Source organism: Prevotella sp. oral taxon 376 (genome assembly GCF_003043945.1).
Taxonomy (GTDB): Bacteria; Bacteroidota; Bacteroidia; order Bacteroidales; family Bacteroidaceae; genus Prevotella.
On the sequence record NZ_PYXG01000001.1, the window covers coordinates 1,746,060 to 1,772,689 of the forward strand.

At 49.4% G+C, this 26,630-nt stretch carries 23 protein-coding genes and 1 tRNA gene; 14 read left to right on the top strand and 10 right to left on the bottom strand.

The annotated features are described in order from the left end of the window. The first annotated feature begins 23 nt into the window (after positions 1–23). The gene (locus C7120_RS07640) at positions 24–1,373 is read left to right on the top strand and encodes an MFS transporter (RefSeq protein ID WP_107621033.1); all 1,350 of its coding nucleotides are present in this window, start codon (positions 24–26) and stop codon (positions 1,371–1,373) included. A gap of 604 nt (positions 1,374–1,977) precedes the next feature. On the opposite strand, the gene C7120_RS07645 is transcribed toward C7120_RS07640, so the two are convergent. Then, positions 1,978–3,276 carry an alpha-L-fucosidase gene (locus C7120_RS07645; RefSeq protein ID WP_107621034.1) on the bottom strand — a complete coding sequence of 433 codons (1,299 nt, stop codon included), beginning with the start codon at positions 3,274–3,276 and terminating at the stop codon, positions 1,978–1,980. A 306-nt stretch (positions 3,277–3,582) separates the two neighbouring features. Between C7120_RS07645 and C7120_RS07650 the strand changes: the two genes are divergently transcribed. The 8 genes from C7120_RS07650 (at position 3,583) to C7120_RS07685 (ending at position 13,041) form a co-directional block, all read left to right on the top strand. Beyond that, positions 3,583–6,624: a SusC/RagA family TonB-linked outer membrane protein gene (locus tag C7120_RS07650; protein WP_369916863.1), complete on the top strand. Its 3,042-nt coding sequence runs from the start codon at positions 3,583–3,585 to the stop codon at positions 6,622–6,624. A 13-nt stretch (positions 6,625–6,637) separates the two neighbouring features. Continuing rightward, positions 6,638–8,188, top strand: a complete 1,551-nt coding sequence (locus C7120_RS07655; RefSeq protein WP_107621036.1) for a RagB/SusD family nutrient uptake outer membrane protein — start codon at positions 6,638–6,640, stop codon at positions 8,186–8,188. A gap of 213 nt (positions 8,189–8,401) precedes the next feature. After that, positions 8,402–8,797: a hypothetical protein gene (locus tag C7120_RS07660; protein ID WP_107621037.1), complete on the top strand. Its 396-nt coding sequence runs from the start codon at positions 8,402–8,404 to the stop codon at positions 8,795–8,797. Then, positions 8,794–9,600 carry a class I SAM-dependent methyltransferase gene (locus C7120_RS07665; protein WP_369916850.1) on the top strand — a complete coding sequence of 269 codons (807 nt, stop codon included), beginning with the start codon at positions 8,794–8,796 and terminating at the stop codon, positions 9,598–9,600. The genes C7120_RS07660 and C7120_RS07665 overlap by 4 nt, the downstream gene beginning before the upstream one ends. Positions 9,601–10,089: 489 nt before the next feature. Next, positions 10,090–10,545, top strand: coding sequence for a nucleoside deaminase (locus C7120_RS07670; protein WP_107621038.1), 456 nt, complete (start codon positions 10,090–10,092; stop codon positions 10,543–10,545). Between the two features lie 653 nt (positions 10,546–11,198). Then, a complete protein-coding gene (locus tag C7120_RS07675) occupies positions 11,199–11,786 on the top strand; it encodes a Spi family protease inhibitor (RefSeq protein ID WP_233247043.1) in 588 nt (195 codons plus the stop codon). After that, complete coding sequence (locus C7120_RS07680) at positions 11,717–12,430, top strand: C10 family peptidase (RefSeq protein ID WP_107621040.1); 714 nt, start codon at positions 11,717–11,719, stop codon at positions 12,428–12,430. Before C7120_RS07675 ends, C7120_RS07680 begins: the two co-directional genes overlap by 70 nt. 2 nt (positions 12,431–12,432) lie before the next feature. Further along, positions 12,433–13,041, top strand: coding sequence for a hypothetical protein (locus C7120_RS07685; protein WP_146154219.1), 609 nt, complete (start codon positions 12,433–12,435; stop codon positions 13,039–13,041). A 128-nt stretch (positions 13,042–13,169) separates the two neighbouring features. On the opposite strand, the gene C7120_RS07690 is transcribed toward C7120_RS07685, so the two are convergent. Together C7120_RS07690 and rsmI are read right to left on the bottom strand one after the other, a co-directional pair. Then, positions 13,170–14,015, bottom strand: coding sequence for a hypothetical protein (locus C7120_RS07690; protein ID WP_107621042.1), 846 nt, complete (start codon positions 14,013–14,015; stop codon positions 13,170–13,172). 4 nt (positions 14,016–14,019) lie between these two features. Further along, the gene (rsmI, locus tag C7120_RS07695; protein ID WP_107621043.1) at positions 14,020–14,718 is read right to left on the bottom strand and encodes a 16S rRNA (cytidine(1402)-2'-O)-methyltransferase; all 699 of its coding nucleotides are present in this window, start codon (positions 14,716–14,718) and stop codon (positions 14,020–14,022) included. A gap of 93 nt (positions 14,719–14,811) precedes the next feature. Here rsmI and C7120_RS07700 point away from each other — a divergent pair, with 93 nt between their 5' ends. The 3 genes from C7120_RS07700 (at position 14,812) to C7120_RS07710 (ending at position 16,647) form a co-directional block, all read left to right on the top strand. Then, entirely contained in the window at positions 14,812–15,429 is a 618-nt protein-coding gene (locus C7120_RS07700; protein WP_107621044.1) for a thymidine kinase, read from the top strand. After that, entirely contained in the window at positions 15,401–16,513 is a 1,113-nt protein-coding gene (locus tag C7120_RS07705; RefSeq protein ID WP_107621045.1) for an AI-2E family transporter, read from the top strand. The genes C7120_RS07700 and C7120_RS07705 overlap by 29 nt, the downstream gene beginning before the upstream one ends. 61 nt (positions 16,514–16,574) lie before the next feature. Further along, a tRNA-Lys gene (locus tag C7120_RS07710) sits at positions 16,575–16,647 on the top strand. Between the two features lie 167 nt (positions 16,648–16,814). Here C7120_RS07710 and C7120_RS07715 read toward each other — a convergent pair. From C7120_RS07715 to C7120_RS07745, 7 genes are all read right to left on the bottom strand, one after another. Then, positions 16,815–17,084: a hypothetical protein gene (locus tag C7120_RS07715; RefSeq protein ID WP_107621046.1), complete on the bottom strand. Its 270-nt coding sequence runs from the start codon at positions 17,082–17,084 to the stop codon at positions 16,815–16,817. Positions 17,085–17,112: 28 nt separating this feature from the next. Next, entirely contained in the window at positions 17,113–17,643 is a 531-nt protein-coding gene (locus tag C7120_RS07720) for a hypothetical protein (protein WP_107621047.1), read from the bottom strand. A gap of 44 nt (positions 17,644–17,687) precedes the next feature. Beyond that, a complete protein-coding gene (locus C7120_RS07725) occupies positions 17,688–18,704 on the bottom strand; it encodes a PstS family phosphate ABC transporter substrate-binding protein (RefSeq protein ID WP_107621438.1) in 1,017 nt (338 codons plus the stop codon). Positions 18,705–18,785: 81 nt separating this feature from the next. After that, a complete protein-coding gene (locus C7120_RS07730; RefSeq protein WP_107621048.1) occupies positions 18,786–19,850 on the bottom strand; it encodes a Gfo/Idh/MocA family protein in 1,065 nt (354 codons plus the stop codon). Between the two features lie 9 nt (positions 19,851–19,859). Beyond that, positions 19,860–20,927: an SPASM domain-containing protein gene (locus C7120_RS07735; protein WP_107621049.1), complete on the bottom strand. Its 1,068-nt coding sequence runs from the start codon at positions 20,925–20,927 to the stop codon at positions 19,860–19,862. A 101-nt stretch (positions 20,928–21,028) separates the two neighbouring features. Beyond that, positions 21,029–22,738: a sigma-70 family RNA polymerase sigma factor gene (locus C7120_RS07740; RefSeq protein ID WP_107621050.1), complete on the bottom strand. Its 1,710-nt coding sequence runs from the start codon at positions 22,736–22,738 to the stop codon at positions 21,029–21,031. 108 nt (positions 22,739–22,846) lie between these two features. Next, entirely contained in the window at positions 22,847–23,191 is a 345-nt protein-coding gene (locus C7120_RS07745; RefSeq protein ID WP_107621051.1) for a hypothetical protein, read from the bottom strand. Between the two features lie 546 nt (positions 23,192–23,737). On the opposite strand from C7120_RS07745, the gene C7120_RS07750 reads away from it, so the two are divergent. Together C7120_RS07750 and C7120_RS07755 are read left to right on the top strand one after the other, a co-directional pair. Next, the gene (locus tag C7120_RS07750) at positions 23,738–25,138 is read left to right on the top strand and encodes a GDSL-type esterase/lipase family protein (protein ID WP_107621052.1); all 1,401 of its coding nucleotides are present in this window, start codon (positions 23,738–23,740) and stop codon (positions 25,136–25,138) included. After that, a complete protein-coding gene (locus tag C7120_RS07755) occupies positions 25,135–26,622 on the top strand; it encodes an MBOAT family protein (protein WP_369916852.1) in 1,488 nt (495 codons plus the stop codon). Before C7120_RS07750 ends, C7120_RS07755 begins: the two co-directional genes overlap by 4 nt. The last annotated feature ends 8 nt before the right edge of the window (positions 26,623–26,630 follow it).

Consider the following 26,630-nt stretch of genomic DNA (forward strand, 5'->3'; position numbering starts at 1 on the left):
GGGCGGACAACCAACATGAACCTATGAGAGCAAAAACACCTTGGAGCTGGGTTCCTACCCTCTATTTTGCGGAGGGACTACCCTATGTGGCCGTGATGACCATCTCCCTCATCCTCTACAAACAACTCGGTTTGAGCAATGCCGAGATCACCTTCTATACCTCGTGGCTTTATCTGCCGTGGGTCATCAAGCCGCTGTGGAGCCCCTTCATCGATCTCATCCGCACCAAGCGGTGGTGGATCGTGTCGATGGAACTGCTCATCGGGGCGGCCTTCGGAGGCGTGGCCTTCTCCATTCCCACCTCGTTCTGGCTGCAGGGCTCGCTGTTCTTCTTCTGGGTGATGGCTTTCTCGAGCGCCACCCACGACATCGCCGCCGACAGCTTCTACATGCTCGGGCTCGACGACCACCAGCAGGCCTGGTTCGTGGGCATCCGCTCCACTTTCTACCGGTTGGCCACGATCTTCGGACAGGGCATCCTCGTGATGATTGCCGGCAACCTGCAGGTCATCTACCGCAACTCCATCAGTTTCTCGTGGGCGCTGATGTTCTACGGCGTTACGGGTCTCTTCATCGCCCTCTGGCTGTGGCATGCCTACATCCTGCCACGCCCCCGGGAAGACGCTCCCCGCGGGGATCTCTCCCCATGGACCATCTGGCGGGAGTTTCTCAACACCATCAAGACTTTCTTCCGTGTGGAGCGTAAGGAGGTGGTGGAACATGCCGACGGCAGTCGAGACACCGTCAGCCGTTGGACCTGGCGCGGCGACGCGCTCGTGGGAATCCTTTTCATGCTGCTCTATCGCATGCCCGAAGGCCTGTTGGCCAAGGTGTCGGCCCTCTTCCTCATCGATGCCCGCCACGGCGGCGGACTGGGTCTCTCGCCGCAGGAATACGGGCTGGTGCAGGGCACGGTGGGCGTTGTCGGCCTCACGCTGGGCGGCATCCTCGGCGGCATGGCGGCTGGCCGGGACGGGCTGCGGAGGTGGCTCTGGCCGATGGTGATGGCTATCACCATTCCCGACCTGGTCTATGTCTACATGAGCTACGCGCTGCCCACGAGCCTGCTCACGGTGAATGCCTGTGTCTTCTTCGAGCAGTTCGGCTATGGTTTCGGCTTCACGGCCTACATGCTCTACCTTATTTATTATAGTCGGGGCGCCTTCAAGACCAGCCACTATGCCATCTGCACGGCCTTCATGGCTCTCTCGATGATGATTCCCGGCCTGTTTGCCGGTGAGTTGCAGGAGGCTGTGGGCTATCGCGCGTTCTTCCTTATCGTCGTGGCTTTCTGCTCTGTTACCTATCTCGTTACGGCTTTCCTCAACATCGACCCGCACTTCGGAAAGAAGGAGGATATGGTTTCCTCCTGATTCTCTCTCGTGGAGGGGAAAATGGGAAGTAAGAAGCAGGGAATGAAAAGCCGAGGGCTGTAGCCACTTACTGCTCTCCCGCTCTCTACGGAGAGGGGAACGGCGGCGGGAAGATGCTCCTTTACTCCTTGCCTCCTATTTCCTCCATGACCTTGGAACAGGCATTCTTGATTCTCTCCCTGTGGTAGCTCCGCGGCCCGTCTCCGTGTCTGACGGGCCTGCCGGGCGGCAATTTCCCGCCGTGGGATTTGATGCTTGTGAAACAGCAGACCGCTACCCAAACTGCTTTTTGGGCAGCTTTAACGGAGGAGACCATAAAAAACATCAAACGGAAGGCCGCAGAAAGAAAAAGTAAAAGGCCGTTAGAAGCTGGCCTTCTAACGGCTAAAAGGAGAGCTTCTAACGGCTAAAAGGCGAGCTTTTAACGGCTAAAAGGAAACGGGGTCGTGGCAGGGAGGATACAGGGCATTCATGGTTGAGGGATTGCCCGGCCGTCCGATGCGGAAAGGCTCATGGCCGCAGGGTCATGAGCCTTCTGGTTTTCTTCCACGCGAGGGTTTATGCCTGTTTGTCCCTTCGCGCCGGTGGCGCCGGTGGAGGTCTTCTATTTCAGGCTAACTTCCACGATGGTGTCCACACCCTTGGGTGCTGCGGGCAGCTGGAGGAGCACTCCGTTCTTGGATTTCAGCACGCCCACGGACTGCTTGCCGGCAAACATGCGTGCCTTGGCAACCTTCTGTGGGGGCACGGGGAGGAAGAGCTCCTTGTCGGTTGACTTCAGGATGTGCACATAGAGCGTGTTTCCCTTCTGCGTGGTAACGCCCCAGTCGTGAGGAGGCACGATGCCGCCGCGTGTGCCATAGATGGTCTCGCCGTTCTGCTTCATCCAGTTGCCGATGGCCTTCAGTCGCTCCACGGCCTCCACGGGCAGCTGTCCGTCAGGGCGCGGTCCCACATTGAGCAACAGGTTGGCGTTGCGTCCCGCCGCGCCCACGAGCTGCTGTATCAGGAAGTCGGCGGTCTTGTATTTCTTGTCGGTGATGTCGTAGCCCCAGCTGCCGTTCATGGTCAGGCAGGTCTCCAGGGGCAGTTGGCCGATGTCCTGGCCCGAGAGCCCGTAGGTGTTCTGTCCGGGCAGGTCTTGCTCGAACATCTGTATGTCCTCGCCCTGATGGGGGGTGCGGTGGTGGTTGTTGCCGATGAGGCATGCCGGCTGCAGCCGGTGGATCATGGCGTATTGCTCGTCGAGGCGCCAGTCGAAGGGCGTCTTGTCGGAGTCGTGGTCCCACCAGCCGTCGAACCAGATGCAGTCCACCTTCCCGTAGTGGGTGAGCAGTTCGGTGAGCTGGCGGTTCATGAACTGGAAGTAGCTGTCGTAGTTCTGCCGATCGGTGGGTCTTCCGAGCTTTCTTCCTGTGCGTCCGAGGGGATAATCGGGTCTTCCCCAATCGAGGTGAGAATAGTATAGGTGGAGCGAGAGCTCCTCGCGGTCGCAGGCGTCGGCCAGCGCGCGCAACACATCCTTGCCGTAGGGCGTCCCGTCCACGATGTTATAGTCCGACTGCCCGGTCTTGAACATGGAGAATCCGTCGTGGTGGCGCGTGGTGAAGGTGATGTATCGGGCTCCGGCTTCCTTGAAGGTCTTCGCCCATTCGTCGGCGTTGAACTTGGAGGGATAGAACCCGTCGGCCAGGTGGGGATACTCCTCGTAGTTGAGGCTCTTGTTGTTCATCACCCATTCGCCGTCGCCGAGCATGGAGTAGATGCCCCAGTGGATAAAGATTCCGAACTTCATGTCCTGGAAGTTCTTGCGTGCCTCCAGGTTTTCCCGGGTCGGCTGATATTGTGCGAATGCACCCAGGCAGGCCGTCAGGGAAAGGATTAGTAAGATTGTTTTCTTCATGATAAAATAATTTAGCTGCCCAAAGTTACGAGAATGTGGGCTTATTTCAAAACAAAATTCATTAAAAAAGACTAAAGAATGGCAATAAATATCCGCCACCTTATTTATTTAAGAGAGGGCTTCTGCCGACTTTTTTTCACGGAAATAAGATTTTTTGCGCAAAAAAAGCACGCTGTTTTTTTGTTTTTTAGGAAAAATGGCTATATTTGCAGATAATATTGCAGACATCTTAAATCTTTTTGGTATATATTAATCTTACAATGTAATTATTTTATGGAAAAAACAAAATCAGAACTCAAGCCTAAGATGATGAGGGGAAAACTTCTTATGGCAGGTCTATGTGCGATGTCATGGTGCATGTTTCCGATGTCAGGATTGGCGTCCTCATCGGGCAGTTCCATCATGATCTCACAGCAGAAAGGCAGTGTGATTCACGGTACGGTGACGGACGCGAACGGCGAGACGGTCATCGGAGCCTATGTGGTGAAGAAGGGGCAGCGCACCGGCGCGATCACCGATGTGCAGGGCAACTTCACGATAGAGGCCGGAGAAGGCACGGAGCTTGTGGTGAGTTGCGTAGGCTTTCAGTCCACTTCGTTCGTGGTGAAGGCCGGAAAAAGCACCTACGCCATCACTCTGAAGGAAGACCGCAAGACGCTGGAAGATGTGGTGGTAGTAGGCTACGGCACCCAGAAAAAGGTGAATCTGACCGGTTCCATAGCGACGGTTACGGCCGATAAGTTGGTGAATCGTACCGGAAGTGATGTAACAAACATGCTGACAGGACTGATGCCGGGAGTAACGATCATACAGAACTCCAGCCTCCCCGGTGCCGACCAGGGCATCCTGAGGGTGCGTGGACTGGGAACGATGGGTAATGCTAGTGCCATGGTTATTATCGACGGCGTAGAGTCGAGCATGAGTGAAGTGAACCCCAACGACATCGACAACATCTCTGTTTTGAAAGATGCCGCGGCTTCGGCGATATACGGCGTGCGGGCTGCGAACGGCGTAATACTCATCACTACCAAGCATGGACAGAAAGGCAAGGCGACAGTTTCTTACGACGGATATACCGGATGGCAGGAAGCTACGCGCATGCCTAAGTATGTAGGAGCGTATGATTACGCCATGTTGATGAACAAAGCCTATGTAAACGACGGCCAGACGGCTCCGTATTCGGATGCAGAGCTTCAGAAATTCAAGGATGGAAGCGATCCGGATCGCTATCCCGACTCCGACTGGCTCAATGCTTTGCTTAGCGAGAATGGCTTCTTCCACAACCATCATATCGGCATCAAGGGAGGTGGCGACCGTGTGGTATATTCGCTTGCGTTGAACTATTTCGATAAGGACGGATTGATTTACAATACCAATTTCAAGAAATTTAATGTGCGTACAAACCTCGATGCGCAGATCAACAAGCGTGTCAAGTTCTCCACGAACATCTCTTTCTATAGGAGTAGACAGCTCACTCCGGCCGACGGCGTAGACAATTTGATGCACTATGCGTTCCGAGAGTCACCCGTAACACCCATACAATTCTCTGACGGGCGCTACCCGCTATTCAAGAACGAGCATAATTCCGTGGCCTATTCCCGTATCGGCGGGACGAGCAAAGAAATTGCGACGAGCTTCCAAGGCAACCTTGGACTAACTGTGGACATCGTTGACGGCCTGAAGTTCCGTGGCATTGCAGCCGGTGCTTTTAGATTCGATGACAATCCGGTGCATACGAAGTCTATGCCTTTCTACACTATGGGTGCAAGTGGGACTTCGCTGGTGAAGACCACACAAAGCTCTATTTCCGAGTATGATATCAAGCATTTTGAGACCAATTTGCAGGCCTACTTGGACTACAACAAGACTTTTGGCAAGCACGCTATTAGTGGATTGCTGGGCTTGTCGCAGATGTACCAACAAACGCGATACCTCTATGCTAAGCGCAAGAACATCCCTAACTCCCTCAGTCAGCTAAATGCAGGAGAGGTAACAGGCCAGAGTACCGAAGGGACAGAGGTAGAATACGCACTGCGCTCTGCTTTCGGGCGCCTTAATTATGTATATGCAGACAAGTATCTCTTTGAGGCAAACCTGCGTTATGATGGCACTTCGCGCTTCCCAAAGAATAAACGTTTCGGTGCTTTCCCCTCCTTTTCCTTGGGTTGGAGAATTTCTGAGGAGGGCTTTATGCAGTCCACGAAGTCATGGCTCAGCAATTTGAAGCTGCGTCTTTCTTGGGGTTTGCTGGGCAATCAGGAAACAGTGAATAGTGACGGAACCGTTAATTACTATCCTTATCAGAACACTTACAGCTATGGATACGACTATAGCTTCAACAATAGCTTGCAAACAGGTATCTCAATATCAAGCCGCATGGCCAATCCTAACATCACTTGGGAAAAGACGGCACAATGGAACCTCGGGCTTGATGCCACTTTCTTTGGCAATAACCTGAACTTTACACTCGACATCTTCCGCAAAGACACCCGCGATATACTGCTGCAACTGCCCGTGCCAGGCATCATGGGTGTGAATCCTCCTATGCAGAATGCGGGCAAGGTGCGCAATACAGGATTTGAATTCCAAGCCAATTACAACAACCGCTGTGGCGAACTGATTTACTCGGTAACAGGAAACTTCAGCTATGTACGCAACAAAATCGTTGATCTCAGCGGTGGCGATACACCCGGACAATCCGTAGGCGACCCGTTGTGGGCGTACTATGGCTATGTGTGCGACGGCATCTTCCGCTCGGAGCAGGAAATCAAGGAACATCCGTCGCAGGCTATGGGAGACCCCGTTCCCGGCGACCTGAAGTATCGCAACCAGAATGATGACCAGACGGTGGACAGCAACGACCGCAAGGTGCTGGGCTCTTACTTCCCGAAAATTAACTACGGACTTAACTTCAATGTGCAGTACAAAGGTTTCGACATGAGTGCCGTGCTGCAGGGGGCGGCTGCCGTGAAGGGACTGCCCGTGGCGGAAATCAGGTACGCTTTCTACAATGGCGGTAAGTTGACCGACAAGTATCTTGACAGCTGGACGCCGGAGAATCCGAACGCCTCCATGCCCCGCCTCTCGATGAAGGATGAGAAGAACCGGATTATCTCAAGTTTCTGGGTGCAGGATGCGTCCTACCTCAAGATGCGCAACATCCAGTTGGGATATACCCTGCCGGCCAAGATCACCGGCAAGTATGGCATCAGCCGACTGAGAATCTATGGCAGCATCGACAATCTTTTCACCATCTCAAGCTTCGACAGCGTAGATCCTGAGCTGGTAAGCGGCACTTACTACCCGTTGACGCGTAATTATACTTTCGGTCTAAACATCACATTCTAAAAGCATTACAATCATGAAGATAAAATATAGTATCACAGCTTGCCTGTTGATCATGGCGCTTTTCACTTCGTGCAACGACAGTTTTCTGGAGCGTATGCCTACCGACCAGCAATCGGACGGTTCTTTTTGGAAGTCAGCTGCGGAAGCAGAGGAATTTGTAAACGGCATTTACCTTTTCCTGGTGGAACCGGAAAACCACACGATCATGACCGATTGCTATACGGACAATGCCGTTCCCGTGCATGTGGGGGCAGAGCAGGGATCCCTGTCTGCCGGCACGGCTGTATCGGGCAATCCCCATTTCAAGCAGCTTTGGGACGCGGCCTATGCCGGCATACGCCGCTGCCTGGTGTTCTACCAGCATATAGGCGAGGTGCCGATGAGCGATGCCGACAAGGCCGAACTCACGGGCGAGGTGCAGTTCTTGGAAGCTTTCTTCTATTCCACCCTGTTGAAATACATGGGTGGCGTGCCTGTCCCCGACCATCCGTTGGCCTTGAGAGAGCCCATGCCGGCACGCACCTCGGAGGAGGATACCTATAAGTATATAGTGGACTTGCTCGACAAGGCAGCTCCTGTGTTGCCTGATATCCGTCAGGACGACGACCATGGCAAGCCCAGCGCGGGAGCCTGCTATGCCCTCAAGGCCCGTCTGGCCTTCTATGCCCACAAGTATGATGAGGCCGAGAAGGCTGCCAAGAAGGTGATGGACATGGGCAAGTATGGTCTCTATGACGATTACGCGAACCTGTTCCAGCCCGTTGCCGAGACCTGCAACGAGATTATCTTCGACCGTGAATATTTGGAGAACCCCAAGAATTCCAGGGAAGGAAGCAGGATCGGCCTGTTCTTCGCTCCCATTGTCATGGGCGGCTGGGAGGCTTTGTCGCCGACGCAGGACATGGTAGACGCCTATCCCTGTACCGACGGCAAGTCTATCAGCGAGTCCAGTCTCTATGACCCGGCTCATCCCTTTGCGAACAGAGACCCCCGTCTGGCTGCCTCCGTACTCTGGAACGGAAGCACCATCGCCGGGCACACATATACCACGGGGAGCATCGGCGACGGCAACCATACCCGTACAGGTTACTCTATGCGTAAGTATATGAACCCCGACAACGACGGAATCAATAATTACGACTGGACCAATTTCATCTTTATCCGCTATGCGGAGGTCTTGCTCACCTATGCGGAAGCCCGCAACGAGCAGCTCGCGGCTCCTGACAAAGCGGTTTATGATGCCGTGAATGCCATCCGTCAGCGAAAGAGTGTCAACCTGCCTGGGCTTGCCTCTGGCCTGTCAAAGGATGAGATGCGCACGGCCATCAGGCTGGAGCGCCGTCTGGAACTGGCCTTCGAGGGCATTCACTTGTTCGACACCCGGAGCTATAAGACCACGGAGGCTGCCGTAACGAAGCCTGTCTACGGCATGCGTCCCAACGGCGAGAAGTTCCTTGTGGAGAATCGCAAGTTCAATCCGGCCCGCGACTATCTGTGGGCGATTCCGCTCGAGGAGATCGACTTGTCAAAGGGCGTATTGAAGCAGAATCCTAACTGGGATTGACGCTTCTTTGGCTTATGGAGAGCAGCCGTGCCACGGGAATCCCTGGCACGGCTTTCCTTTCGTGGCATTCAGAAAGCCGAGGCGGTCGTCTGAGCACGACAGGAAGTCTTGGGAACCAAGGTGGAAATCACCATTTTTAAGTATTGCGGACTTTGAGAATGATTCGTATTTTTGTATCAGAGTAATATTGCTCCGACCTAAATCAGTTTCGTTATGACAAAACAAACAGAAATCATCTTGCTTTGGACGCTCATCGTTCTGGGCTTCATTGCCCATTCACAAACTGAGATGCTGCCCGCGTTTTGGGGGCAGAGCATCGTTGCCATACCTGCCGGATCGGCTCCCGCGGGCATGATAGCTTTCATGGCGGCAATCACCTACCTGCTGCCCGTGGTTGCCATCCTGCTTCTTACCTACGGCAAGGGCAAGGGCGTGCGTGTGGCCAATGCCGTGCTCGCCAGTCTCTACGGCGTGTTCTGCATCCTTCACATGGGGGAGTGGGCAGAGGGTTTCAACCCCGTACAGCTCACGGTGATGCCCCTGATGGCCGTCGTGGGTGTCATTCTCGCCGTGCAGTCCGTGAGATACGCTAAGTCGGATGGCGCATGATGCGGTTTGATAATGCCGTGGTGGAGACCACTCTCATTCCCCTCTATATGCGGGCGAAAGAGAGTCGTCGAGAGGATGCCATCTTGAAAGACCCGCTGGCAGAGCGCATCATCGCGGGGATAGACTATGATTTCAACGGCCTTGATAATGCTCCGATGAGCTATATGGGCTGTGTGGTACGCGGACGCTATTACGACGGGCGGACCCAGAAGTTCATCCATGAGCATGCGCAGCCCGTGGTGGTCAGCATCGGATGCGGTCTCGACACGCGTTACCAGCGCGTGAGCGATAGGCGGAACGCCGTCTTCTACGAGCTGGACTTGCCCGAGCTGATGGACTTGCGTCGCAAGCTGATTCCCGAGGAGGGCGAAGATCACTATATCGAGGGCTCGCTGCTGGAGACCGATTGGCTCGACATGCTCAAGGAGCGCCATCCAGGCGCGCAGTTCCTCTTTATCGCCGAGGGCGTGCTGATGTATTTCACGGAAGAGCAGGTGAGGGGATTGCTGACGGCCATTACCGACCGATTCGCGGAGGGCGAGGTGAGTTTCGATGTCTGCGGACCGCTGATGGTCCGGCGCGGCATACGCCCCGACTCTATGAGAGACTTCCAGGCACAGATACGCAGCGGCGTGGAAAGCGGCTGGGAGGTGGAGGCGTGGAATCCGCGGCTGCACCTGATAGAACAGCGGTCGTACATGGAGTTCTTCCGCGGCCGCTGGGGGCTCATGGGGCAGACCTTAGGGCGTTTCCCCCGGCTGTGTCGTAAGTTCAGCTCTCTGCTGTGTTTTCGGATCGCATAAGATAATCTATTCCATGAACCTATATGGCATGGCCGGGCGGGCTTGGTCCGTCCGGCCTTCCGTAGCGCCCCTCCCTTGTCCTTGAAAGGCAGGAGGGGCGATGTCATTCCACGATGAGTAACGCTAACGCCGCGGGCCGGTGTCGGGGTTGCGCAGGGCTATGGTGATGAAAGGCAGGTTGCTGGCATATACCTTGGCGTCGGGATAAAGGTTCCGGATGATGGCGTCCAGGTCGTCGGTCTTGCGCCCGGCTGAAAGTAAAAGGCGGTTAAAAGGCGGGCTTCTAACGGCTAAAAGGCGAGCTTCTAACGGCTAAAAGGCGGGCTTTTAACGGCTAAAAGGAAAGTTTCTCCGTCTTTCCCGTAAAGAGAGATAATTGAGTTTAATACGGGTGCAAGGATAATAAGATTATTTTAAATAAACAAGAAACATATATGGAAGTTGCGTGTTTTACGGTGGTTTTGTGTATTTTTGCAAAAAACGGGAAATATGACGAGTGCGGACGAACAATTGAAAAAAGACGAATTCTACATGCGCAAGGCGTTGCAGGAGGCCGAGGCGGCAAGGCGCGAGGGCGAGGTTCCCATCGGGGCGGTCGTCGTGGCGGGGGAGAGAGTCATCTCGCGGGCGCACAATCTCACTGAGACCCTCCGCGATGTAACGGCCCATGCGGAGATGCAGGCCATCACGGCAGCCGCCGACATGCTGGGCGGGAAGTATCTGCGGCAGTGCACCCTGTATGTAACGGTGGAGCCGTGCGTGATGTGCGCCGGTGCCATCGGGTGGGCGCAGATAGGCCGGATAGTGTATGGAGCGTCCGACGAGAAGCGAGGCTACCAGACCTTTGCCCCCCGTGCGCTGCATTCCAAGGCGACGGTTACGAGGGGAATCCTTGAGGATGAGTGCCGCCGCATCGTGCAGGATTTCTTCAGGGAGAGGCGGTAGCGCATACCGTAGCTCTCAAAAGCTTGTCTTAGGGGTCGGCAGGCTAATGTCGAGGATGGATAAATATGGCAGGCAAGGGCAAATTCACTCTACCCGTCTGTTGGATTTTCCGGCGGCGTAATCCTGCCTTTCTCCTTCCTGCATGAACGGATAGGGGAGGACTCCGCTCTCCCTCTGTAGGGGAGGGCTGTGGGGTGGTTTTCCTTTTAGCCGTTAAAAGGAAAGCTTTTAGCCGTCTTTTACTCACCTTTTAGCCGTTAGAAGGCGAGCTTTTAGCCGCCTTTTACCTGGCGGCCTCCTGTCCCCCTCCCGTAGAGGGGAAGGAGAGGGCTTCTTGTTCCCCTGCCTTGCGCTCAGTCCTTTCTGTTTCGAATAGCAAAGCTTGCTGCTCACCCCCCGCTTTTTCCCTGTTTTATGCCATGGCAAGCCCCGTCGGCTCATCAAGAGAACGGGGAGCAAGAAGAAGGGGCTGCCAGCATCAAGCATCTTGCCCAGAGATTTTTAACTTGTTTAAAACGAGTTAAAACGGTAAATCTTTCTTAAATAAAGTGATAAGTTCTTCAATTATTTCGTATATTTGTGCTGATAACTAAAACTCCTACACTATGAAAATAAAAAAACTTTTCTTGTTGCCATTTGTCCTATTGGGATTAATGTCATGTAGTAATGATGTCGAGGAAGCTCCTGTTTCGAGCATTCTCCCCTCGCATCGTATCAGCGTTACACAAGCGAAAGAAAATGTTCTTGACTTTGTTTCTCATGTAAATGCACGCACGAGAGCGGGCTTTAAGAACATAAGAATTGCAGATGTGAATGCCGTCTCGTTATCTGGTAAAGCCACACGCAGTACAGGGAGTTCTGTCAATCTTGACACCCTGTTCTATGTCGTGAATTTCGAGGACAGCTGTGGATTTGCCATTGCAGCCTCTGACGACAGGGAGCAATCCGTTTATGCGCTGGTTGAAGACGGAAACTACTCATACAACGAGGAGGATACCACCAATAATGGTTTCCTTGCGTTTGTCTCTGCATTAATCGAGCGGATTGTCTATAACCGTTCTAATTTAGATGGAGCCGTGTTGCCGTTAGATCCATCCACTCCTGCCATAGTAGGGCCTGGCGAGACCTATGGGCCTGGGGAGGAGGGGCTCGTCCAAATAAATTTGAGGTCATGCTCCCTTTGTTGGTTACAAAATGGCATCAAAGAGAACTTTACAATCTGTATTGTAATGGCTGCCTGACAGGGTGTGTCGCAACTGCAGTAAGCCAAATCTGCTCTTTCCTTGAGGAACCGACACACATTTCGTATTCATACGACAACGGCGAGCATGGGGAAGCTACGCTTGACTGGAATTTGATAAATGCAGAATGCAAGTTTTCCGGGGGACACCCCATTACCTCTGCCGCAATAGAACAAGTCGCAAGGCTCATGAGATATTGGGGCATAACCATCGGCGCCGATTATGGAACCGAGGGAACGGGAGCTGATACCGGCTGTGCCGTTGATAAAATGCAGGAAAAGGGCTTTGCTGCTACTGACCTCCAGCCATATAACATAGACAATGTTATCAAAGATTTGAAGAGTGGCAACAAAATCATCTTAATGCGGGGAAACGGCAGGTATTTCCATGTTGGTTTCGTCTTCCGCAAATATGTAGACGGACATGCCTGGGTCGTAGACGGATATATAGATAAAGTTGAGAAGGGAACCTCTTCTAAGTACATCCACTGTAACTGGGGGTGGGGAATAGGCAGGAATGGCTATTACCTCAGCGATGTCTTGAATGCAGAAGAGCAACCCGTATACAACGATGATGCCACACCGACAACAAGGAGCGGGAACTTCCGATATAGACTAAAAACCTCAACAATAACAAAACAATGAAGATGATGAAAGCAATAAGATTATTCCTACTTACAATCGCATGTCTGCCCTTACTCTGCGGTTGTAGCGATGAGAATAATGGAGGGGAGCGTATAGCTATTTGTCCTTTTAATCAATATGTAAGATTTGAGGATGACGAGGGCAGCAATCTGATAGAGAAGATGAAATTGGTAGAGCCTCCTGCATCCGGTCTGCGGTATGCAGATAATGATATCATAAAAGTAAACTGCTATCGTGAGAGCGACCACAAACAGCAAGAATTTGTAAATTCGGATTGGCTCTGGCTTCCTACAGACAATTATTTATTTGACAAATCCTACGGCGACACCTTGGGCGTTGTCATGCGCTTGATATGGTTTGACGATGACCTTTGGGATACCGACTTTGAGATAGAACCGAGGGAGGAGGTCTATGTGGTAGAGCTGATCAGCCCGAAGATTTTCAAGGACGAGAAGCCGCACACCGTAAAATGGTTCACCCATATTTACGGGAGGGCACGCTACGAGGCTTATCGCTGCGAGATAGACGGTAGGCCTTTCATCCCTAAAAACGCGGACTCCAGGTTAGGCTGGCACCATATTTATGCCGCCCTGAAATTCAAGGTGGAGTAAACTCGGGGCGGGAGTTTCCCGTCCGTGAAATAGAATAAGCCCCACCGGCTCATCAGGAGAACGGGGAGCAGGAAGAAAGGGCTGCCGCAAGAAAGCGGCAGCCCTTTGATATCTTTCAGCCTTGTGGCCTACTTGACGAGGATCACGAGATACTTGCTCGTTGACCAGAATATCTGCGGGTTGTTGATGCGCAGGACATACTGGTTATTCGCGTCGCGGCTGAGCGTGTAGCTGCTTGAGGGGTGCATGGTGAGCACCCGGGCCGACTTGGAGTAGAGCTTGATTTCCTTGTCTACGCGGATATCTACCTTGGTGAAGTAGTTCTTGTTGAAGTTAGATTCCAGAATCTTTCCGTTTACGAGAATATGCTGGTCTTTCAGTTCTTTCTTCGTACCGAAGACGAACCATGCAGTGTTGAGTTGCTTGTCTTGATCACTGATGGTCTGGCTCTTCTGCTCCGACTCGGTCTTCAGGTTGGAGACATTGCTGTTGAGGTTGTTCACCGTCTCGTCCAGTTCGGCAATGTGTATGTCCTTGGAGTCGAGCTCGGTGCGCAGCTGCTGGAGCTGCTGGTTTTTCTCGTCGAGTTGCTGCGTGAGGTTCTCAATTGTCTTTTTCAGCTCTCCACCGTTGAAGCGGCTGTCGCGCAGCTGCTGCTGCAGCTTCTTGATGAGCTCACGGTTGCGCTGCATGGTGTTGGAGATAAACTGAATGTTCTCTTTGATCTGCTGTTTCTTGTTGGTACCCTCACCGTCCTTGACGATGCTTACCCGATTTTCGGCCTCGTTGATCTGGCGGAATCCTTCAGTGATTTCGTTCAAAGTCCCCATCATGTCGTTAATCTCATTGTCTCTCTGAGCAATGACCTGCTGGAGAGAGTCATTTGCTGGGTCGATGGAAGTACTGGCTTTCCTCTGTGTACAGCCTGTGAGCACAAGCGTTATCAGGCATACGAAATAGATAACTTTCTTCATTTGATTATTCCTTTTTAAGTTTGTTGTCTTTATTATTCTTTCCCGCAAGAACGATAACGATTTCGCCTCGTGGAGCTGTTTCCGTGAAGTGCTGGATGACTTCTTCCAGCGTACCACGAATATGCTCTTCGTGCACTTTTGATATCTCGCGGGCCACACTCACCTGACGGTCGCTGCCGAAATGTTCGGAAAACTGCTGTAAAGTCTTGAGCAACCTATAAGGCGATTCATAGAATACCATCGTGCGCGTCTCGTTCTTGAGTGATTCCAGATGGGTCTGGCGTCCCTTTTTCTGGGGCAGGAAGCCCTCAAAGCAGAACCTGTCGCAAGGCAGGCCCGACGATACGATGGCGGGAATACATGCGGTGGCACCAGGCAGGGCTTGAACCGTGACGCCCTCTCTTGCGGCCTCTCGGGCAAGAAGGAATCCCGGATCGCTGATGCCTGGTGTGCCGGCATCACTGATGAGAGCAATGGTCTGGCCGGCTTTCAGTCGCTCTACAATACCGGCTGCGGTGCCATGCTCGTTGAACTTATGGTGCGACATGAGGTGATTCTGAATGTCGAAGTGCTTGAGCAGAATGCCCGATGTGCGGGTGTCTTCAGCCAAAACGAGATCGGCTTCTTTCAGGATGCGGATGGCGCGGAGCGTCATGTCCTCCATATTTCCTACCGGGGTAGGTATAATATATAATGTGCCCATATTTGATACAAATATAGTTATTTAATCTTCATAAACAAAAAAAGCGCTCATTTCTTTGCAATTTTTAAAACGCTTTTGTAAATTTGTACCGTAATGATGGAGAATCTCATCGGGGAAACACACCGCCCCGGAAGAATAGAAGTGGTGTGCGGGTCAATGTTTTCCGGCAAGACCGAGGAACTGATTCGGCGCATGAAGCGGGCAAAGTTTGCCCGCCAGCGTGTTGAGATATTCAAACCTTCGATTGATAAGCGATATTCCGACGAGGATGTGGTCAGCCACGATAAGAATATCATCCCTTGTACGCCCGTCGACTCATCGGCAACGATCTTGCTGCTTTCTTCAGATATGGAGGTGGTGGGCATTGATGAGGCGCAGTTTTTGGACGAGGGACTTGTGGATGTTTGTAACCAGTTGGCTAATAAGGGAGTGCGTGTGATTGTAGCGGGCCTTGACATGGATTTTAAAGGCGTTCCCTTCGGGCCGATGCCGGCATTATGCGCCATAGCCGACGAGGTTACAAAGGTGCATGCCATCTGCGTCCGCTGTGGCGCCTTGGCCTATGCGAGCCACCGTCTGGTGAAAAACGACAAGCAAGTGATGCTTGGTGAGAAGACTGAATATGAGCCGCTGTGCCGTGAATGTTATCAAAAAGCTGTAGGGAAAGAAAAATGTGAGGAAGATGCAGGAACCGCAGAAAATAACGCTTGACAAGCTCGTCAGATGGGTGGGGATCATCCTTCTGGTCTGTACCATACTTTATTTTGTAAACTATCTGAGCGCGGTATTGCTCCCATTTTTTATCGCATGGCTCTTTGCCTATCTGCTTTATCCTGTCGTGAAGTTCGTAGAGAATAAGATGCATGTCAGGATTCGTGCATTATCCATTTTCATCACGATGGTGTTCGTTGTGTCGGTTATCGGTCTGCTGACATACTTCATCGTTCCTCCTATGATCGAGCAGTTTCAGAAATTAGGACAGCTGATTTCGCAGTGGGTGCATAATACTACTCATACCAATGATCTCTCGGCATACATTTCGGACTGGATTGGAAAAAACCAGGAAGCAATAGAGAGATTCTTCAGGAGCAAGGACTTTACCGATGCCGTGAAGATGACCATGCCCAGGCTTTTTGATTTTCTCGGGCAGACGGCCAGTATTGTCATCAGCATCGTGGCATCCATGATCACCTTGCTGTATATGTTCTTTATTCTTCTGGACTACGAAGAGCTTACGAACAATTGGATTCGAATCTTTCCGAAAAAGGTCCGCCCGTTCTGGTCAGGTTTGATGAAGGATGTGGAACGCGAGCTGAATAATTATATCCGTGGTCAGGGGATGGTAGCCTTCTGTATGGGCGTGATGTTCTGCATCGGCTTCACCATTATGGATTTTCCGATGGCAATCGGTCTGGGAATTATGATAGGAATCATGGACCTTGTACCTTATCTACACACCTTCGCATTGATTCCAACGGCATTCCTTGCCATGCTCAAGTCTGCAGAGACCGGACAGAACTTCTGGCTGGTATTCGGATTGGCAGTAGGGCTGTTCGTCGTCGTACAGATTATCACCGATATGATCGTTACTCCGAAGATTATGGGAAAAGCAATGGGACTGAACCCGGCGATACTCCTGCTCTCGCTTTCCGTGTGGGGATCGTTGTTGGGCTTCATCGGACTGATTATCGCCCTGCCTCTTACCACCTTGATTATCGCTTATTGGCAACGGTATGTTACAAAGGAACGGGAAAAACCGCAGATAAAACAAAAAGAACAAAAAACAGTAGAATAATTTGGCTGTTTGGAAAAAACATACTACCTTTGCACTCGCTTTCGCAAGAAAGATGGAGACAGACTCGCTAGCTCAGCAGGTAGAGCATCACACTTTTAATGTGGGGGTCATGGGTTCGAGCCCCATGCGAGTCACAAAGTAGCAAAATAGGGAATTTCATTACTGAAATTCCCTATTCTCTTATTGCGAAAAGGTTAGCGTTAAGGGGCGAGACGATTCGCCTTGACGAGCGTAAATATAAATTAAGATGTAGCGAATCTGTTGTTATAGTATGGTATAGGCTGTATTTACAATTCTACCTTTAATATATGGGAAGACTCTTTGCTGAGTTGAAAATCACACTCGTCTTTTTGTTCTGTACAATGCTAATCGGATCATTATATACAAAATCAACCTCATCACATTTCATATCTCTTCCTGCATAATAGACTTTCAGATGATAATTGTCCGGCAGCGGGTGGCTCATCTTGATTTTGACATCATAATTGCAGATGCAGGAAGTCCAATCCTTGAAGTCGCTATTATGAGATACGATAAGGGTGATTTGATTCCCTTGATTAGTTACATTCACAAACCTCTTGTCTATTTAAAAACAATCTCTACATTTCAGGCAAAATCATTTTAGATTTGAATGTTACGCTCACTTTCTGATTCTGCACAAGAACGACCTGACCATCATATGCAATATTGGACTCGTCATATTCCATATTGGTTTTAGCGTAGTACACTTTCAAGTGGTAATTTCCAGGAACTAATTTGCTCATCTTGAAATTAACATCAAAGTTGCAGATACAGTCCGCTAACGATTCAGGAGGATTTTGATACACAATAAGAATAACTTGATGATCTTGATTGGTTACATTCACAAAAATGTTTCTTGCGGCACAGTTGGCTTTCACATCTTCCAGTACACATTGGGCTATCCCATCCGTTTTCAACTCAATGTTAAGAGTTGCAGGGCTGGCATAATCTTTCATATAGAAATCATTATGTGTCTCAGTTTGGGAGAAAGATGCCTTACAAGTAGAATTTGAAACTTCATAAACTTTTAATCCGCCAAGGACCACATTCTCAGAAGAACATGCCGATAGCCCTATGAGGCATATCAGACTATAAGATACCTTTTTCATAATTAGATAGATTTGATATAAATATTTTACTTTGTTTTTTAGTATTAAGAAGTTTTCATGTTCGTAGTAGAGGTTAAGGGCACATAACCACTTTCTTCTACGATGGACCTAGCTTCTTTCTGTGTGAGAAATTCAAAAAGCTTATAAGCATACGAGTCGCGTTTCGTATCAGCCCTAATGGCAGCAAAGATTTCAGAGACATAAGGATAGGTCCCGTTGTTGATGCTCTTTTTGTTGGGAAGAACCCCTTCTATGCCAATTGCTTTGGCATAATCCTGACCACGTGTCATGATATTATAGTAGTAAAAAGGTGTGTAAGCAATTCCGTTCACATCTTTGCGTATCTCATAGAATGGTCCGGCCATCGTTCCTGTTTCCATACCGGGTTTCCCTATTATAGTAAGACCTTGCATGACCATGGTCTCCATTTTCTCCTGACTGCCGGAATTCGCATTCCTCACATATGGATTTATGGTTGCATCATTTCCCCCAACATCTTTCCAGTTTTCTATCCTGCCAGTATAAATATCTTGAATTTGCTTGATGGATAAGGAGTTGACAGGATTGTTTTTATTAATGATAAATATAAAGCCATCTTTACCGATGGGGCGGGTTATCAATTTAACATTCTTGCTGTCAGCATATTTTTGTTCATCTCTTGAAATATCTCGTGATGCAATAATAAGCTCCACCTTACCGTCAAGCAGGTTCATATACGACCCGTGTGTTGTACTGCAGTTAAGTTTACTTTTCAAAAGATCGCGTTGAGACTCTGTGAGAGAGGTTTTCCCCCAGTCAATAGAAACATACCATACTTGCGTAACGGCCTGATCTTGCCACCATTGATACGGAAGTCCAAGAACCTTTGATGCCAGAATCACACTAAGAGGTTGTGTTGAGGTTGAACAGTCCAGTGCGGGAAAATCTGCCAAAGACATACTCGGAATGGATTTGCTTCCTGTATTCTCTTCATTGCAACTCATCGGTATAATACCCATCACGGTTATCAGAAAAAGACAAAAAGCTATTTTTAAGAAAGTTGCTGATTTTAAATCTACCATAATCTCTCTTTTTAGTTCTGAATATATAACGGACAAGTTATTTTTTTTATTTCTTTCTTACTAAGAAAATACATGTACAACCTAAATCTTGCTTATATCTGCTTCTATTTCACTTAAAAGTGAATAGGTTGACTTTACACTTTCCAAGCCAAAAACATTTTCATTCTTACACCTGTTTTCAACCATGTCGGCAAATGTCTTAATCTCAGAGAAGAATCCCTGCGAGACGCTTTGATTATTGCCCACTGTTGGAACAAAGCCGTTTCTTCCGTACAGATTGATGACAGCGGCATTGTTTCGAAAGACTTTCTCCCATGGAATCCCAAACATCGAAGAGTGTCTGGGAGAAAAATCAAGTTTCTCCATTCTGTCTAATATATACAACCCTTTGTCCGTACTAATACTTAACTGCTCCTGCGCGTCTTGCCAAGAATAGCCTGTTGAAAGTTCCAGCATACCTGTTACATCTTGGTGTTCCAACATAAGAAACAAGGTCTGTCCGCCATCTTTACTACTTATTGTATCTACCATCTTTACCTTTGCTTTGCCAAAGAGAAACACAGCATAGTCGAGTGGATGGATAAACAAGTCAAGCAAAGCATTACCTTCCGGATACAGTCCTGTCAGATAACGATAAAGGTAATGCCGCTTACCATCATTCCTCAACCGTTTTTGCAGAATTTGGGTAGCAGGGGCAAAGCGTCTTTGCAATCCAACCATGATATGTTTTGAACCATATAGTTTAACGGTATCTACCAGTGATTTCAACTCATCTTCATCCTTACACGGTGGTTTCTCTATGAATAAGGATTTCCCTGCTTTGATGACCTCACTTGCTATTTGAAAATGTGAATGTGGATGGGCAGCCACAAAGACGCCTGAAACCATATCATCATTCAGAATATCTTGCAAAGAAGTGGTGCCCTTGACTCCTTTATACTTTTGAGAAATCAACCTCGCCTTTTTCTCAGAAGTACAGCAAACATATTTCAGCGGTAACTGAAGGTACTGCATGACGGGCAGCAGATTGCTGACGCAATGATTGCCAAAACCTACAAGCGCGTATTGCCGGGTGTAGATATGGCCCAACTCTCTCATACTACGCATACTTTTATATCTGCCGATGATGTGTTCTAAATATCCCATACTTTCTGCCTATGCGGTTATTTTCTTGAAATGCTTTTTATAAGTAATATTCCTGTTGTTTGTCCATTGATATTTCCCATAGAACAATTCAATCATTCGTTTGGGCAGTATTCTTTCCAAGTTTCTCAACAGGATAATATCATATTTCCGATGGTAGTTAATCCAGCACTGATTACATTCCTTGGAATGCCGCCATTGAATTTTAGAGGTCTTTTGCGAGTTGAATATCTCATCAAGCGTGTTTTCATGTATATTTCCCAAAATTACATTTAAGTTTTGACACAAGGGAACATCGCCATTGGAGTGGATGACCAACTCACTGAAAATGCTATGACACCGAAGTTTCAATCTGCTATTCTTCCACTCGTCATACAGTGCGACAAAGTCAAAGTTTTCGTCCGTCTGGTGTATGGAAGACGGTATCCGGCTGATGAAATCCATATCATCGGCTTCCATCAAATCTTTTGTCGTGTCGAAAAATGATATCGTACTATAAATGCCGATGCGCATGTCGATACCATATTTCTTGGCAATACCTATAACATGCCTCATATCTTCAAACGAATTCCAGGGGGAAAGGCAGAACATCAGGGAGACAGGCACCAGATCCTTGCATGCCTCTACTACTTCAATAATGTTGTCATACCCATCCCGTCCACGCATATAGCGATAAGTTTCCTTATTGCCGTCAAGCGAAATATACAAGTGCTTGGGATGATGGTTTTTCACGGATGATATGATCTTGTTCGCTGCAAGGCAATTAGACAGCAGTGTGTAGTTGGGATGATGCGTGTCAAACCATCCCAGTATCTTATCGGCTTCGGGATGCAGAATGAATTCTCCTCCTTCCAAGCCTATTATCGTGCGCTTTGTTACGCATTTGCTGTTCATTATATTGATTATATCATCCAAACTTAAATTCACGATAGGTTTCTTCCATATGGAACAGTGCTTGCAACGAGACTGGCAGCTTGTCGTGGAATATATCATCAGAGAGGTGAGTTCCTTATGCTGTCTGCGTATCATATTGTTGACAAATACTATTCCATGATGGATATAGTCATAAATACTATACATTCTTTCTTTTTGGCTTTGTCTTTTATAGAAAAGAGCGGAAACCGGTAAAAAGACTGCACCGTAATTTATGACTTTTATCCTATATGCTCATTTTTCATTACTTACCAAGTGAGACGCAGTCCGAAAGGCACTGTTATCGTGAACGGATGCTCAGTGCGGTAGGTTTCAAGACCACTGCCGTTTCTGAAATAATAGAACATGTTGGGTTCCAAGTACAGACTGAACGGCTTGAATATATTGTATTGCACACCAATACCTAAGTTTACGGACCACTGATAACGAGCCTTGATGTTGCTCCTTAGCGTGTATGATGAATCAGCTGCCATGATAAACTTTTTATTAAGCGAACTATGGACAGGCATCTCAAACATCACGCCACCTGTTGTGTATGCGTTGAATCGTCTTTGACCCCATATACGGTAGGTTAATCGCAGAGGTATGCCCAGATAATCTATCTTCTGGGTTTTCAGCAGTTTTGCTTTATGATATTCACTTTCGAATTCAGACTTTAGTCTGGTATAGGCAACTCCTGTTCCGAATGTCCATCTTGGACTTAACTGCTTGTTTATGGAGAGATTAAATGTCTTGGGACGATAATGATGTGCGACTTCTCCCAATGGGCTATTATCATCTATAGGATGATCAAGAAGCATCAAAGACATTCTTGCTCTTTCCACAGAATCCATCAGGGCATTGTTTCGAGCATAATAGTTCTCTACATCTTTCCATGTATATAATTTGGCCGCTGCGCCACCGTTAGCGTAATCTACCACTGACAGATAGTTTAGATTTGACATAGTCTCATTTGCACCGGCATTGGAAGAATAGCCGAAGTTGAATGTCCATGGATATTCCTTCTTATGACCGATGTTGAGGTTTGTATTTCCATTCGATGCCATCATCTTGTTTTGAGGAATCTGCAGCAGGCGGTATAAAGAATCCTCCATGCCGGTACCCGTTGTCAGGTACTTCTGTAAGGCATCTACATTAAATGGTACTGTCTGTTGTTCAGTTTCCACGCTGTCGGTTTCAACTTGCGGATAGAAACGATCCGTATGGGTGGTTGTCCCCGCCCAAACATTGCGACCATCGCTATTAGTGCTTGATGAGGTAGAATCTTTCAGCTGCCTTATCTTCCGTGTATCTTTTATTTCTTGATCACTCCTTGATTGATTCTTGTGAGGGTTTACCACAGTGGGCTTATAATTGGAAATTTCAGCAGACTTGTCTCGCGTTACGAAATAGATATAGACAGGAATCATAATTGCCAATAAGAACAGCATCCAATAGTTAATCAGTATTGTACGCAGCATTCTCTTAGCCCTGGACAACTGGGAAGAGGAGCTGTGCGGATTGATACCAAGTAGTTCCCCGATTTCCTTATGGGAGAGACCGTCCAGAACCGAGAGTTTGAATATCTCCCGACTTCCCTTTGGCAAGGACTCTATCGTCGACAACAATAGCTCCAGTTCAATATTCTTTTCTTCCCCGTCGATCTCTTCCTCTTCTGGAATATCTATCTCCAAATAAGACAAAGGAATTTCATTTCCTTTTGTGCTTTGCAGATACCTCAGAGAAAGGTTCCTTACTATGGTTATCATCCATCCCTCAAATTTTGAGCTGTCTTTCAGTGTCTTTATGGAGGTGAAGATGATGATAAAAGCGTCGTGTAAAATATCTTCTGCCGCACTTTCGTCGGCCACATAGTGCAGGCATATTCTCATCAATCTGTCAGAATATACCTTATATAAATTTCCGAGAGCTTCTCGTTCTCCTTGCTTACATGCGTCAATATCAACATCTATATTCATAGATATATTTTTCTTTTTTATTAAAAGGAGTGGATGATGCCTAAAAGACTGCACGGATTTTGAAACTTTTTTTTAAAGAAACCTGTAAAAAGAGGAAAAACTCTATTATTAGCTATTTATTTTAATGACAGATGGAGCATTATCTGAAGGATTGACCAACTTTTCCTTTGGACGCATGAAGCGAATGCACCATGTGATGCAGTCCCGTCTGTAATGTAACAAGGAGTTGGTTGAGGTTCTTGAATGAATTTCAATCTGTCTGAATTCCGGAGGCGATTTCTTGATTCTCTTCATCAATTTATCGAATGATTTTGCGTCGCCGTATATGTAGCCATCCGCCATATTGGTTTCTTTGGCAATGCTCTCTGTGAAGTCGTTGTCATCATGACGAGCCACAAATGTGAGCGTTATCATACAGAAAGCGTGGAATCTCCATCCTTTGAGTATATTCATTTTGGCTTTTAGTTATTATCCTTATAAGATAAAAGGTGTGTTTGCAAAGATACCAAATTAATTTTATAGCGGAAAATTATCAATCGGTTGTTTTAGGATTGCATAACTTAATTTAAAGGTGTAATTCTATCAAACCTCGATTACTGCACATTAATATATAGCCGTTGATCTCTCATCGGGTAATCTGATATTATTTAAAGATGCATTTCTTTCAGCCGTCACCTTATCCATTAACGGCTCCCCGGCTGACGAAATCGGCGAGATTGAGCGACGAAATCGCCGAAATTGAATGACGAAATCGCCGATTTTGTCAGCCTTTTGGCCGTTTGCGGCCAGGCGGGAGGACATCCTTTGCGAAACCGGGGGCTGCTCCCGCGAGGTCCGCGGGCCCTCCCGGCTTTTCTTGACATACATCACCAAGATGGGAAATTATCATTTCCTGTCTGAATTTATGTTGCGATTTGTGATTTCATTCGCGAAATATTTAGTAATTTTGCACCCGCTCTGGCAGTGGTTGCGAGTGGCTCTTAAGGTGAGAAGGAATCGATGAAGCAGTCTTTACGGACATTTGCCCTTGTGGCTATCGTGGTTTTTATATTGCTCATGATGCATCAGTTGCCTACGCTCAAGGTGGGCGGAACTGAGCTGCGCCATGTGAATATACTGAGCCAGATATTGCCTCCGCTCGAGGAGCGGCAGGTGGATGTGGTTCCCGTAACAGTCGCCCCGGAGCCCATGACGCCACTTGCGAGCCGGGGCGGGAAAGTCAATTTCAAGGAAAAATGGCGCAAGGGCGTGGAGCCGATCGTGGATTTCTCCGGAGGTAAGGCCGGCAGAATGGATCATTTCTATGCCATGCTCGACAGCGTAGGCCGTCTGGGCAGACCTGTGAGAATCGCCTATTTCGGCGATTCCTATATCGAGGGCGACATCATGACGGCCGATTTGCGCGAGATGTTGCAGGAAAGGTTCGGTGGAAACGGCGTCGGCTGGCTCGATGCCGGATCGTCTGTCAATGTGAGGAGCCGGCGTTCCATCACGCAGAAGATAAGCGGGTTTACGGAACATGTGGTGGTGAAGAAGCCCTTTGATGAAGCCAAGGAGGGCATCGCGGAGAAATATTACGAGGTCGGCGAGGGCGCTTACCTGTCTTTGAGTGGGTCGAGATTCTATCGGCACACCAGCCAATGGACCTCTGCGAAGCTCTTCCTGCGCACGGCTTCCTCGGTTACGGTGGAGGCCATGGCCTCCGATGGTCGGCGGCAGACCCATGTCTTTCCCTCGTCTCCGTCGGTGCAGATGTGGAATCTGACAGGAAGCATGAGCGGCGTAGACTATCGTTTCAGCCAGGTGGGGGATGGAACCCTGCTCTATGGCGTGGCCCTGGAGTCTGATAGGGGTGTGGTCCTGGATAACTTCAGCATGCGGGGCTCGTCGGGAATCACGCTTGCCAAACTGCCCGCCCGGATGCTCGAGGATTTCCGCCGACATCGTCCTTACGACCTGATTATTCTTCAGTTTGGTCTCAACGATGCCGTGACGGGCAACACGCTGCCGATTCTGCAGCTCTATATGGGAAAGCTGCGCAAGGCCGTGAGCCACCTCCGGGAGTGCTTCCCGGAAGCAAGCATCCTCATCGCGAGCGTCCCCGACCGCGACCAGCGCACTTCGGATGGCATTCAGACCCTGCCGGAGGTGAAGAATCTCGTGCGGCTACAGGAGCAGCTGGCCGCCGACTGCCATGTGGCTTACCTCAATTTCTGGCGTGCCATGGGAGGTCAGAACAGCGTGAAGGCACTCGTGGACAGGGACATGGCTACCAAGGACTATACCCACCTGTCGTTTGGCGGTGGGGCGGTCGTGGCCCGCCGCGTGTATCCCTCATTCATCGGGGGGCTGGATAACTATCTGCGCCGCCGCGAAGCGGAAAGGAGGACAGCGGAATGAAAGAGCCGTTGTGGAACCGGATTGTAGAGGTGTTGAGCTATAATCCTCAGGAACCGATGATCTTCTCGAGTGGTGTATTCCTGATATTGTTTCTCTTTTTCTCCTTCATTTATATGTGCCTGGAGAGGAAGACGAGTGCCCGCCTGCTCTTCGTAACGCTCTTCTCCTATTATTTCTACTATAAGAGCAGCGGCATGTATTTCTTTCTGCTGGCCGTGGTAACCGTCAGCGATTACCTGATAGCCCGTGCCATCTATCGCAGCCGGGGGAATCAGCGGAGGGGCAGGTGGCTGGTAGCGCTGAGCCTCGCCATCGACCTGGGAATGCTCGGCTACTTCAAGTATACCAATTTCTTCGCGGGAATGCTTACGGCGATGGTGGGCGGCAACTTTCAACCTTGGGATATCTTCCTCCCGGTGGGGATAAGCTTCTTCACATTCCAGAGCCTGAGCTATACCATCGATGTCTACCGGGGCGACTTAAAGCCGCTTCCGCATCTGCTGGACTATGCTTTCTATGTGAGCTTTTTCCCCCAGCTGGTGGCTGGGCCTATCGTCCGTGCCCGCGATTTCGCACCCCAGATACGCAGGCCGGTGGTCATCACGCGCGACATGTTTGCCCGTGGTGTCTACTTCATCATCATCGGGCTGTTCAAGAAAGCCGTTATCAGCGATTATATCAGCTTGAATTTCGTGGACCGGATATTTGATAACCCGACCTTATACAGTGGTTTTGAGAACCTGCTGGGCGTCTACGGCTATGCCTTGCAGATCTATTGCGACTTCAGCGGGTATAGCGATATGGCCATTGGAATCGCCCTGCTGTTGGGCTTTCGCTTCCCGATGAACTTCAACGCGCCGTATAACAGCTCGAGCATCACCGACTTCTGGCGCCGCTGGCACATCTCTCTGTCTACCTGGATACGCGACTATATCTATATCTCGTTGGGCGGAAACCGGAAAGGAAAGATTCGCCAGTATGTCAATCTGTTGCTGACCATGCTGCTGGGAGGCCTCTGGCACGGGGCGAGCGTCAACTTCGTGGTCTGGGGGGGCATTCACGGACTGGCCTTGGTGGGGCATAAAATCTTCAGGACGGAGATGTTACACCACGACCGGCATCATGAAAGCCGGGGATGGAAGCGGGTGGCGGCCATGATTCTCACCTTCCATTTCGTTTGCCTTACATGGCTGATCTTCCGCAATCACACCTTCGCGGGAGTCTGGGTGATGCTTTGCCAGATTTTTGGAAACTTCCATCCGGAGCTGATAGGGCAGGTCGTGGTCGGATATAAATATGTCCTTGCCCTGATGCTCTTCGGCTATCTGAGCCATTATCTGCCGAATCGTTGGCAGGAAGGCCTCATCTCATGGATGAAGAGAGGCAATGTGGTGGTCGACGCCCTGTTGCTCGCGCTGGTCATCTTCATTATCATCCAGGTGAAGAGCAGCACCATCCAGCCGTTCATCTACTTCCAGTTCTGAACGGGGCC

Bases quoted from the DNA above. Each gene is read 5' to 3' on its own strand.
- C7120_RS07640 (WP_107621033.1), top strand. From the start codon at position 24: ATGAGAGCAAAAACACCTTGGAGCTGGGTTCCTACCCTCTATTTTGCG.
- C7120_RS07645 (WP_107621034.1), bottom strand. From the start codon at position 3,276: ATGAAGAAAACAATCTTACTAATCCTTTCCCTGACGGCCTGCCTGGGT.
- C7120_RS07650 (WP_369916863.1), top strand. From the start codon at position 3,583: ATGATGAGGGGAAAACTTCTTATGGCAGGTCTATGTGCGATGTCATGG.
- C7120_RS07655 (WP_107621036.1), top strand. From the start codon at position 6,638: ATGAAGATAAAATATAGTATCACAGCTTGCCTGTTGATCATGGCGCTT.
- C7120_RS07660 (WP_107621037.1), top strand. From the start codon at position 8,402: ATGACAAAACAAACAGAAATCATCTTGCTTTGGACGCTCATCGTTCTG.
- C7120_RS07665 (WP_369916850.1), top strand. From the start codon at position 8,794: ATGATGCGGTTTGATAATGCCGTGGTGGAGACCACTCTCATTCCCCTC.
- C7120_RS07670 (WP_107621038.1), top strand. From the start codon at position 10,090: ATGACGAGTGCGGACGAACAATTGAAAAAAGACGAATTCTACATGCGC.
- C7120_RS07675 (WP_233247043.1), top strand. From the start codon at position 11,199: ATGTCATGTAGTAATGATGTCGAGGAAGCTCCTGTTTCGAGCATTCTC.
- C7120_RS07680 (WP_107621040.1), top strand. From the start codon at position 11,717: ATGCTCCCTTTGTTGGTTACAAAATGGCATCAAAGAGAACTTTACAAT.
- C7120_RS07685 (WP_146154219.1), top strand. From the start codon at position 12,433: ATGATGAAAGCAATAAGATTATTCCTACTTACAATCGCATGTCTGCCC.
- C7120_RS07690 (WP_107621042.1), bottom strand. From the start codon at position 14,015: ATGAAGAAAGTTATCTATTTCGTATGCCTGATAACGCTTGTGCTCACA.
- rsmI (WP_107621043.1), bottom strand. From the start codon at position 14,718: ATGGGCACATTATATATTATACCTACCCCGGTAGGAAATATGGAGGAC.
- C7120_RS07700 (WP_107621044.1), top strand. From the start codon at position 14,812: ATGATGGAGAATCTCATCGGGGAAACACACCGCCCCGGAAGAATAGAA.
- C7120_RS07705 (WP_107621045.1), top strand. From the start codon at position 15,401: ATGCAGGAACCGCAGAAAATAACGCTTGACAAGCTCGTCAGATGGGTG.
- C7120_RS07720 (WP_107621047.1), bottom strand. From the start codon at position 17,643: ATGAAAAAGGTATCTTATAGTCTGATATGCCTCATAGGGCTATCGGCA.
- C7120_RS07725 (WP_107621438.1), bottom strand. From the start codon at position 18,704: ATGGTAGATTTAAAATCAGCAACTTTCTTAAAAATAGCTTTTTGTCTT.
- C7120_RS07730 (WP_107621048.1), bottom strand. From the start codon at position 19,850: ATGGGATATTTAGAACACATCATCGGCAGATATAAAAGTATGCGTAGT.
- C7120_RS07735 (WP_107621049.1), bottom strand. From the start codon at position 20,927: ATGTATAGTATTTATGACTATATCCATCATGGAATAGTATTTGTCAAC.
- C7120_RS07740 (WP_107621050.1), bottom strand. From the start codon at position 22,738: ATGAATATAGATGTTGATATTGACGCATGTAAGCAAGGAGAACGAGAA.
- C7120_RS07745 (WP_107621051.1), bottom strand. From the start codon at position 23,191: ATGAATATACTCAAAGGATGGAGATTCCACGCTTTCTGTATGATAACG.
- C7120_RS07750 (WP_107621052.1), top strand. From the start codon at position 23,738: ATGAAGCAGTCTTTACGGACATTTGCCCTTGTGGCTATCGTGGTTTTT.
- C7120_RS07755 (WP_369916852.1), top strand. From the start codon at position 25,135: ATGAAAGAGCCGTTGTGGAACCGGATTGTAGAGGTGTTGAGCTATAAT.